At 67.6% G+C, this 10052-nt stretch carries 8 protein-coding genes; 5 read left to right on the top strand and 3 right to left on the bottom strand.

What is annotated here, in order from left to right; genetic code table 11:
- On the bottom strand, window positions 1-2176 hold a 2176-nt coding region (locus WC493_RS19730), incomplete at its 3' end, for a PAS domain S-box protein (RefSeq protein WP_373067716.1).
- A 183-nt stretch (window positions 2177-2359) separates the two neighbouring features.
- The gene (locus tag WC493_RS19725; RefSeq protein WP_373067714.1) at window positions 2360-3376 is read right to left on the bottom strand and encodes an AraC family transcriptional regulator; all 1017 of its coding nucleotides are present in this window, start codon (window positions 3374-3376) and stop codon (window positions 2360-2362) included.
- Between the two features lie 149 nt (window positions 3377-3525).
- Between WC493_RS19725 and WC493_RS19720 the strand changes: the two genes are divergently transcribed.
- From WC493_RS19720 to WC493_RS19705, 4 genes are read left to right on the top strand one after another with little or no spacing between them, the layout of a single operon-like run.
- Window positions 3526-5175 carry an AMP-binding protein gene (locus WC493_RS19720; protein ID WP_373067711.1) on the top strand — a complete coding sequence of 550 codons (1650 nt, stop codon included), beginning with the start codon at window positions 3526-3528 and terminating at the stop codon, window positions 5173-5175.
- A 14-nt stretch (window positions 5176-5189) separates the two neighbouring features.
- Window positions 5190-5954, top strand: a complete 765-nt coding sequence (locus WC493_RS19715) for a 3-hydroxyacyl-CoA dehydrogenase (RefSeq protein ID WP_373067709.1) — start codon at window positions 5190-5192, stop codon at window positions 5952-5954.
- A gap of 17 nt (window positions 5955-5971) precedes the next feature.
- Window positions 5972-7147 (top strand): acetyl-CoA C-acyltransferase, encoded by a 1176-nt coding sequence (locus WC493_RS19710; RefSeq protein WP_373067707.1) that lies wholly within the window; start codon window positions 5972-5974, stop codon window positions 7145-7147.
- A 1-nt stretch (window position 7148) separates the two neighbouring features.
- On the top strand, window positions 7149-8288 hold the full coding sequence (locus WC493_RS19705) for an acyl-CoA dehydrogenase family protein (protein ID WP_373067704.1): 1140 nt from the start codon (window positions 7149-7151) through the stop codon (window positions 8286-8288).
- 10 nt (window positions 8289-8298) lie between these two features.
- On the opposite strand, the gene WC493_RS19700 is transcribed toward WC493_RS19705, so the two are convergent.
- Complete coding sequence (locus WC493_RS19700) at window positions 8299-9429, bottom strand: glutathione S-transferase N-terminal domain-containing protein (RefSeq protein ID WP_373067702.1); 1131 nt, start codon at window positions 9427-9429, stop codon at window positions 8299-8301.
- 139 nt (window positions 9430-9568) lie between these two features.
- Between WC493_RS19700 and arsC the strand changes: the two genes are divergently transcribed.
- Complete coding sequence (gene arsC, locus WC493_RS19695; RefSeq protein WP_373067700.1) at window positions 9569-9910, top strand: arsenate reductase (glutaredoxin); 342 nt, start codon at window positions 9569-9571, stop codon at window positions 9908-9910.
- Window positions 9911-10052 lie beyond the last annotated feature (142 nt).

The following is a 10052-nucleotide window of genomic DNA, read 5'->3' as shown; positions in this document are numbered from 1 at the left end:
TTTCGAGGGCGAGCCGGTTGGGCAGGCCGGTCAGGGAATCGTGCTGCGACGAATAGGCCAATTGGCGCTGCATCATGCGCTGTTCGGTGACGTCCTGGAAGACCAGGACGGCGCCCATCAATTTGCCCGAAGCGTCGCGGATGGGGGCGGCCGAATCCTGCACGTTCCGCCGGTTGCCCTGGCGGTCCATCAGGACCACGTCGCCCTTCAGATAGAAGGGTTCGAGCTTATCCAGGCTGGCGCGCACCGGGCTCGCCAGGGGGGCACCGGTCTCCGCGTCGACGATCCCGAAGACGTCCTCGATCGGCCGCCCCTGGGCGTCGTCGGACGGCCAGCCGGTCATCTCCTCGGCGGTGTGATTCATGAAGGTGATGCGGCCCTCAGTATCGGTGCAGATCACCGAATCGCCGATCGAATAGAGGGTGACGCGCAGTCGCTCCTTCTCTTCGAACAGGGCGTCGGAGAGTGACTGCAGATCCTGTTCCGCCTGTTTGCGCGCCGAGATGTCGACGTGGGTGCCGATCATGCGGAGTGCCCGGCCCGTGGCATCGCGCGAGACGACGCGGCCGCGGTCCAGGACCCAGACCCAATGGCCGTCGCGATGGCGCATCCGCAATTCGCACTCGAAGGTCTCGCAGCCTCTGTTGACGCAGGCGTCCTCCATTTCGCTGGCGCGCGGCAGGTCGTCCGGGTGGATCAGGCGCGACCATTGCTGGTCGTCGTCGTCGATCTCGTCGGGGCGATAACCCAGGATCGCTTTCCAGGTGGGGGAGAAATAGGTGTGGCGGCGGGCGACGTCCCAGTCCCACACGCCCTGACGGGCGCTCTCCAGGGCGAAGCTCCAGCGGTTCTCGCTCTCCGCGAGGGCATTCTCCGCCTGGCGGCGCTGGTCGATATTCTCGATCTGGGCGATGAACTGGCGGGGTTCGCCGGTCTGTTCGTCGCGCACGATCGAAACCGAGAGCTGACCCCAGACGAGGCGGCCGTCCCGGGTGACATAGCGCTTTTCCATGCGGTAGCTGTCGCCCTGGCCGATCAGCAGTTTGTCGGCCTCGGCATCGTCGCGCGCCATGTCCTCGGGATGGCTGAAGTCGTCGACCCGAAGGCTCAGGAGTTCTTCGGTGGTATAGCCCAGCATGTCGGCCAGGGCGCGATTGACCATCAGCAGGCGGCCGTCCGGTGCCACGATCGTCATGCCGATGGCCGCATTGTCCATCGCATTGCGGAGGGCGTGTTCGCTCGCCTGCATCCGTTGTTCATGGCGCCGGTAGTGGGCGATGACGGTCGACGCCAGGAAGGCGGGCACGATGGCGAGGGCCAGGGCCAATTGCGGCGGCAGTTCGTAGGTATCCGGGGCGGCCAGAGGAAACACGGTCAAGGTGCCGGGTATGTCGGCCAGGATCAGGCCGACGCAGAGCGCCGACACCAGGGCCGAGCCGAGTGGTCCCAGTACCGCGGCGACGAGCACCAGGGCCGGCGAGATCATGATCAGCGGAATCTCGCTGGTCGCCAGCACCAGGTAGGAGAAACCGCAGCCGAGAACGCCTGCCGCCACCGTCTGCACGGCTGTCCAGCCGGTGAAGCATTGGCGTATCTCCCGCCGATCGGCGGCGAAGACGATGGGGAGCACGCAAAGGGTGCCGAGCGCCGACCCGGTCCACCACAGCCACCAAGCCGACCAATAGCCGTCAGCCGTGGCCGTTTCGACGAGACCGGCGGCGGCGCCCAGGAGGCCGGCCGTCATGGGGGCCACGACGGCGGCGAAGAGCACGCACCAAATGGGGGCGACGATCGATTCCCAGTCGCGGATGGTCGCTCGCATCAGGACGATGGCCAGACCTGTTTCCAGGACATTGGCCGCCGACGTCAGGGCGTTGGGCAGGACCCCGAGGCCGGCGGCCGCCTTGGCGGCGATCGAGGCGACCGCGACGCTGGCGAGCAGGGTGGGGAGACTGAGATCGCGCCGGTGCCAGTAGAGGCCGATGACGGCGGCATTGGCGAGCCAGAGGCCGGCGATACCGCCGATGCCGCGGAAATAGTGGATGCCCAGGCTGGCCAGCAGGAAATAGACCGGGATGGTCGCGGCGACGGGGGCGAGGGGACGCAGGGCCGACAGGCGGCCCGCCATTCCTGCCTGTCCCGGTGCCGCCAAGCTGTCCGGCTGGGCACTCGTCATGGTCGCACCTGGCCGCGACCGGCAGAACCTGCCCCGGCTGAGTCGATCGCAAAAAAATGCCAACGAGACGTCATCGAGACCATCGCCCAACGCGTGGGCTGCCTGCCACGCCTCGTCATGGTGGCGACAGGACGCTTAAGGCGAGGTTAAGATGCACCGCCCCCCGGCCGGACTGCACCACGCTCAGGCGGCCGAGGCTTCGGCGGGCAGGCGGCGGCGGTACTCGCTGGGTTGCAGCCCGGTCCACTTCTTGAAGGCGCGGTGGAACGAGCTGGGATCGGCGAATCCCAGTTCCTCGGCGATGTCGGCGATGGACGAGCGTCCGCGGGCGAGACAGCGGATGGCGAGATCGCGGCGCAGCGAATCCTTGATCGACTGATAGGAGGCGCCTTCGCCGTCGAGCCGGCGGCGGAGCGTCGAGGCCGACATGTGGAGCCCGGTGGCGAGCTGGTCGAAATCGGGCCAGTCGGCTGGCGGCAGGCGGCGCAACTCGTGCCGGACACGCACGGTGAGACTGTCGTTGGAGCGGTATTTGACCAATATGTTGGCCGGCGCCCGGCGCAGGAAACTCTTCATCTCCGCCTCGCTCCGCTTCACCGGGAGATCCAGGAAGGCGGCGTCGAATTCGAGCCGCGTCCGGCTCCGCCCGAAGCGGAGGTCGTGGGTGAAGAGGGTCCGGTAGTCCTCGGTATAGGCGGGTTCGGCACAGCGGAATTCGGCCGCCGTCACCGGAATGCGCCGGCCCGCCAGCCAGCAGGTCAACCCGTGGACGATCAGCAGGAAGGTGCAATAGGTGAAGGCGCGTAAAGGTGCCCCGTGCTCGGTCAGGACAAGGGAGGCGCGGGTACCTTCCCGCACCACCGTACCCTGGAGATCGTCGAGGATCAGGCCCATCAGGCGGAGCGCCCGGCGCAACCCCTGGCCCACCGTCTCGGCGCCGTGCGCGGCGCGGCACATCAGGGTGAAGCTGCCCGGCCGCATCGGGTGGCGGTCCATGCCGAAGAATTCGTCGTCCATCGCCCGGGCGAGGCCGAGCCAGAGGGCGGCATAATGGGTCGCGGGCACGCGGGCGGCGCCATCCGCCAGCAGGGCGGGCTCGATGCCGGCGCCGCGCAGCAAGCCGTCCACGTCGATGCCGCGAGCCCGGGCCTCGGCCAGGGCTTCCTCGACCAGATGGACGGAGATCGTGCCGCGCTGCATTCCGGCGGGGGTCCTCACAAAGTCTAGGCCATCATATTGCAAAAACGATCGGCCAATTTGGAGCCTGCTGCCATTGTAGCAGCCATGCATTGGTCTTAACCCATGCATCAAACGGCCCGAGGCCGGAACAATGGACGGGAGATGCGCCGATGAAGCGTTCCTATGAAACCGTGATGGCCGGATTTTCGGTCGCTACGCTGGAAAAGGAAGTCCTTTCCGGCAGCCTGGCCGGCGGCCTCAATGCCTGCATCGAATGCTGCGACGCCCATGTCGCCCCCGGCAAGGTGGCGCTCCACTGGGAGAGCAAGGACGGCCGGAGCTTGGATCTCACCTTCGCCGAGCTGAAGGAAAAGGCCGCCCGCTTCGCCAATTTCCTGACCGCGCAGGGTGTTGCGCCGGGCGACCGCATCTCCGGCCTGCTGCCGCGCACGCCCGAACTGCTGGTCACCATCCTGGGCACCTGGCGCGCCGGTGCGGTCTATCAGCCCCTGTTCACCGCCTTCGGCCCCAAGGCGATCGAGCACCGGGTGCAGACGGCGGAGAGCAAATTCGTCGTCACCGACCTGACCAACCGCCCGAAGCTGGACGAGGTGAAGAACTGCCCGCCCGTGCTGACCGTGGGCGATGTCGTGCCCGCCGGCGACCTGAATTTCGCGGCCGAGCTGGCGGCGCAGCCGGGCGATTTCGCGCCGGTGCTGCGCGCGGCCGACGACGCCTTCCTCCTGATGTTCACCTCGGGCACCACGGGCCTGCCCAAGGGCGTGCCGGTGCCCTTGAAGGCGCTGCTCTCCTTCGGCGTCTACATGCGCGACGCGGTCGACCTCCGGCCCGGGGACAAGTTCTGGAACATCGCCGATCCGGGCTGGGCCTACGGCCTCTATTACGCCGTCACCGGTCCCCTGCTGCTCGGCCATACCACCACCTTCTATGAAGGCTCCTTCACGGTCGAGAGCACCTACGGCCTGATCAAGAAGCTGGGCATCACCAATCTGGCCGGCTCGCCCACCGCCTATCGCCTGCTGATCGCGGCAGGCGCCGAAGCGGCGGCGCCGGTGAAGGGCCAGCTCCGCGTCGTCTCATCGGCCGGCGAGCCGCTGAATCCCGAAGTGATCCGCTGGTTCGCCGAACATCTGGCGGCCCCGATCAACGACCACTACGGCCAGACCGAACTCGGCATGGTGGTGAACAACCACCACGGCCTCGATCATCCGATCCGCATGGGTTCGGCCGGCCTGTCCATGCCCGGCTACCGCGCCGCGGTGGTGGACGAGGAAACGCTCGACGAACTGCCGGTCGGCAAGCCCGGCATTCTCGCGATCGACCGCAGCCAGTCGCCGCTGTTCTGGTTCCCGGGCTACCTGAACCGCGAGACGCCGAGCTTCCGGGGCGACTACTACCTGACCGGCGACACGGTCGAGCTCAATGACGACGGTTCGATCTCCTTCGTCGGCCGTTCGGACGACATCATCACCTCGGCCGGCTACCGCATCGGGCCGTTCGACGTCGAGTCTGCCCTGATCGAACACCCGGCGGTGGTCGAAGCCGCCGTCGTGGGCAAGCCGGACCCGGAGCGGACCGAGATCGTGAAGGCCTTCGTCGTCCTCGCCAAGGGTTACGAGCCGAGCGAGGCGCTGGCCGACGAGCTGCAGCAATATGTGCGCAAGCGCCTGTCGACCCACGCCTTCCCGCGTGAGATCGAATTCGTGGCCGAACTGCCCAAGACCCCCTCGGGCAAGGTCCAGCGTTTCATCCTGCGCAACCAGGAAGTGGCCAAGGCCAGCGCCGCCTCGGCCGCCTGATCAGGGAGTTCATCGTGCAGATTTCGGGTAAGACCTTCATCGTCACCGGCGGTGCCTCCGGCCTCGGCCTCGCGACCGCCCGCATGGTGGTGGCGGAGGGCGGCAATGCGGTGCTGTGCGACGTCAATCCGGCCGGCGAGGCGGTGGCGGCGGAACTCGGCGCCACCGCCGTCTTCGTGAAGACCGACGTCACCAATGCGGCCGATGCCGAAGCCGCGGTCGAAGTGGCGCTGGCCAAATTCGGCGCCGTGCATGGCCTGGCGAACTGCGCCGGCATCGTGATCGGCGAGAAAGTGGTGGGACGCGACGCGCCCCACCGGCTGGAAACCTTCGCCAAGGTGATCAACGTCAACCTGATCGGCGCCTTCAACATGCTGCGCGTCGCCGCCTTCGCCATGGCGAAGAACGAGCCGGGCCTGGATGGCGAGCGCGGCGTGATCGTCAACACCGCCTCGATCGCCGCCTTCGACGGCCAGATCGGCCAGGCCGCCTATGCCGCTTCCAAGGGCGGTGTGGTCGGCATGACCCTGCCGATCGCCCGCGAATTGGCCCGGACCGGGATCCGTGTTGTGTCGATCGCCCCGGGCACCTTCGAGACGCCGATGATGGCGGGCATGCCGGTCGAGGTGAAGGAGAGCCTGGGCAAACTGGTGCCCTTCCCCTCGCGCCTCGGCGATCCCGCCGAATTCGCCGCCCTGGTCAAGCATATCGCGGAGAACCGCATGCTGAACGGCGAGGTGATCCGCCTCGACGGCGCCCTCCGTATGGCCGCCAAGTAACACAAGGGGAAACGAAGATGGAAGATCCGGTCGTCATCGTCGGCATGGCCCGCACCCCGATGGGCGGGTTCCAGGGTGACCTGAAGGATTTCACCGCGTCGCAGCTCGGTTCGGCCGCGATCAAGGCCGCCGTCGGCCGCGCCGGGCTCGATGCCGCGTCGGTCGAGGAAGTGGTGTTCGGCTGCGTGCTGCCGGCCGGCCAGGGCCAGGCCCCGGCGCGCCAGGCCTCGCTCGGCGCCGGCCTGCCGCTCGGCGCCGGCTGCACCACGGTGAACAAGATGTGCGGTTCGGGCATGAAGGCGACCATGTTCGCCCATGACCTGATCCTGGCGGGTTCGGCCCAGGTCGCCGTTTCGGGCGGGATGGAGAGCATGAGCAATGCGCCCTATCTGCTCGACCGGGCGCGCACGGGCTATCGCATGGGTCACGGCCGCGTGCTCGACCACATGTTCCTCGACGGCCTCGAAGACGCCTATGACAAGGGCCGCCTGATGGGCACTTTCGCCGAGGATTGCGCGGAAGTCTTCCAGTTCTCCCGCGAGGAGCAGGACGCCTATGCCATCCGTTCCCTGACAAGGGCGCAGAAGGCGATCGCGGACGGCTCCTTCGTGAAGGAAATCGTGCCGGTCACCACCAAGGCCAAAGTCGAGGTCGCCTCGGACGAGCAGCCGCCCAAGGCCAAGATGGACAAGATCCCGGGCCTGAAGCCGGCCTTCCGCGAGGGCGGCACGGTCACCGCCGCCAATTCCTCCTCGATCTCGGACGGTGCCGCGGCGCTCGTCCTGATGAAGCGCTCGGAAGCGGAGAAGCGGGGCCTCACCCCGATCGCGGTGATCCGCGGCCATGCCACCCATGCCGACAAGCCGAATCTGTTCCCGACGGCGCCCATCGGCTCGATCGAGAAGCTCTTCGCCAAGACCGGCTGGACGAAGAAGGACGTCGACCTGTTCGAGGTCAACGAAGCCTTCGCCGTCGTCGCCATGGCGGCGATCCGCGAACTCGGCCTCGATGCCGAGACGGTGAATATCCACGGCGGCGCCTGTGCCCTGGGGCATCCGATCGGCGCGTCGGGGGCGCGCATCGTCGTCACCCTGCTGGCGGCGCTGGAAAAATACGGTCTGAAGCGTGGCGTCGCCTCGCTCTGCATCGGCGGCGGCGAAGCGACGGCGCTGGCGGTCGAACTGGTGCATTGAGATGAGCGACTTCGGCTATACCGAGGAACAGGTCCAGATCCGCGACGCGGCGCGTGCCTTCGCCGCGGAGCGCCTGGCGCCCTTCGCCGCCGACTGGGACCGCGACCACGCCTTCCCCCACGAGGCGATCGCGGAGATGGGCGAACTCGGCTTCTTCGGCATGGTGGTGCCGGAGGAATGGGGCGGCGCTGAGACCGGCAACCTCGCCTATGCCATGGCGCTGGAAGAGATCGCGGCCGGCTGCGGCGCGGTCTCCACTATCATGAGCGTGCACAATTCGGTCGGCTGCGCGCCCATCCTGAAATTCGGCACGGAGGCGCAGAAGCGCCGCTTCCTGCCCGACATGGCGGCGGGCAAATCGATCGGCGCCTTCATGCTGACCGAACCGCAGGCGGGTTCCGACGCCTCCTTCCTGAAGACCAGGGCGAAGAAGGACGGCAACAGCCATTACGTGCTGAACGGCACCAAGCAGTTCATCACCTCCGGCCGCCATGCCAAGGTCGCCATCGTCTTCGCGGTGACCGATCCGGAGGCCGGCAAGAAGGGCATTTCCGCCTTCATCGTGCCGACCGACACGCCGGGTTACACGGTGGCCAGGGTCGAGGACAAGCTCGGCCAGCACGCTTCCGACACCTGTCAGATCGTCTTCGAGGATATGCGCCTCTCGGCCGACATGCTGCTCGGCAAGGAAGGCGAGGGTTACAAGATTGCCCTTTCCAACCTCGAAGGCGGGCGCATCGGCATCGCCTCGCAATCGGTCGGCATGGCACGGGCGGCACTCGATTACGCGGTGGCCTATGCCAAGGAGCGGGTGACTTTCGGCCAGACCCTGATGAACCACCAGGCGGTCGCCTTCCGGCTGGCCGACATGGCGACCCAGGTCCAGGCGGCGCGCCTCATGGTGCATCACGCCGCCCGGCTCCGAGAGGCCGGCCTGCCTTGCTTGACCGAGGCGAGCCAGGCCAAGCTCTTCGCCTCCGAAATGGCGGAGCGCGTCTGTTCGGCGGCGATCCAGACCCTCGGCGGCTACGGCTATCTGGCCGATTACCCGGTGGAGCGGATCTACCGCGACGTCCGCGTCTGCCAGATCTACGAAGGCACTTCGGACGTCCAGCGCATGGTGATCGCGCGGAGCCTGTGAACGTCGGCCCTCAGGCGAGGGCCAGCTTGTTGCCGGTGCGGGCGAGGCGGCGGGCCAGTTTCAGGTCCAGCAGGGCTTCGCCCCCGGCAGCGGCGAAGAGGCCGCGCGCCGCCGCCTGCCCCTCGGCGTCGAGGGCGGCGAAGGCATCCTGCATCCGCTGCAACAGCCACAGCGAATGGCCGGCCGAAGCCTGGTGGACGGTGGCATCGCCCAGGGCAAAAGAAATCCGGCCGAAGCTCGGCTGGTCTTCGCCCTTGGGCGAAATCGGCTGGCCGGCCGGGAAATCCGGGTTCTGCGCCGCCCAGGCGGCAAAAGCGTCGGCCGTCGCCCGCATCTCGGGCAGGAATTCCGCGACCGCCTGGCGGGTCACGGCGGAAAGCGCCTCGGTCGCGGCGAAGCCCGGCGTCCGGTCCGGGAATTCGGGCGAGGAGATTTCGGCGGCATTCATGCGCTCGACCCAACGGAACACCATGGGGGCGTTCTGCTGCATCAGGCGAAGCGGATGGGGGTCGCGCCCCAGATGGGCGAAGAGCGGGCCGATGAAGCCATAGTCGGCCCGGCTCGGCGCATCGCCGAGCAGATAGGGCTGGCGGCCGAACACTTCGTTCAGGCGATCGAGCAGCGCGAGATAGCAGGTCTCGATCGCCGGGATCGTCTCCTCGGTGATGCCGAGGGGCGGCAGATAGGCGGCCATGCGGGCGGCCAGGTCGCGGCCGATGGTGAGCCATTCGGCGGGCGGCCGGTCGAAGGCCAGCAGGCGGCCGAATTCGCCACCGATGAAGGCGCCGTTCGCTTCCGGGAAATTCCAGCGGTAGTGCATCGCCGGCTTGAGCAGGGCGCGGTCGGCATAGGCCTCAAAAAAGAGTTCGAGCACGCGAAGCGCGCCCGCCGGCCGCGGCACTTCCGGGTGGCGGCGTTCCAGCGCATCCAGGATCACGGCCGAATCCTGCAGGATCTCGCCGTCGGCGAAGGCCACCACGGGCACCCGATGGTTCTTCACCGCCGGATAGACGGCGGCCCGGTAGTGCGGATGCGAGGTGAAATATTCGCGGAAGGGCAGGCCGTGCTTGCGGAAGAAGCAGCGCACCTTGGCGGTATAGAGGGAGCAGGGGGCGCCATAGAGGGCGGCGGTCTCGGTCATCGGGGTTCCTGGGCCTGTGCGGTTCGCCCGCATCGTTTTCGCTGTCGCGCCGGGCAGGGAAGCAGAACGGTAGCCCTGCGGCAAGCCCCGCGCGAACCTTCTTGACGGCACCGGCCCGGCTTCCGATCCTGGCGCCATCATGACCGTGACGATCTACCACAACCCGAAATGCAGCACTTCGCGGAACACGCTCCAGCGGATCCGCGAACGCGGCATCGAGCCCACCGTCGTCGACTATCTGAAGACGCCGCTCAGCCGTGCCCAACTGGCCGCCCTCGGCAAGGCCCCGGGCATGACGGTGAAGGACCTGCTGCGTACTAAGGAACCGCTGGCCAAGGAGCTGGGCCTGGCCAAGGCATCCGACGACGCCATGCTGGATGCGATCGCCGCCCATCCGATCCTGCTGAACCGGCCGATCGTCTCCGGCCCCAAGGGCACGCGGCCGACTCGCCCGGTCGAGACGGCGGACGAGCTCCTGTAATGCGCTTCGTTTCGCCCGCCGACTTCACGGGCGAGCGCGCCTGGGCCGCGCTGGATATCGCCCGCTTCGATGCTGCCACCGTGCGCCTGCATTGGACCGATGCGCCCTATCGCTGGCATGTGAACGACGGCGAGGAAGTTTT

It is taken from the genome of Zavarzinia sp., from assembly GCF_041650655.1.
In the GTDB taxonomy this organism is placed as follows: Bacteria; Pseudomonadota; Alphaproteobacteria; order Zavarziniales; family Zavarziniaceae; genus Zavarzinia.
Note: the sequence above shows the minus strand (reverse complement) of the source record. Positions and strands in the feature narration are given on the sequence as shown.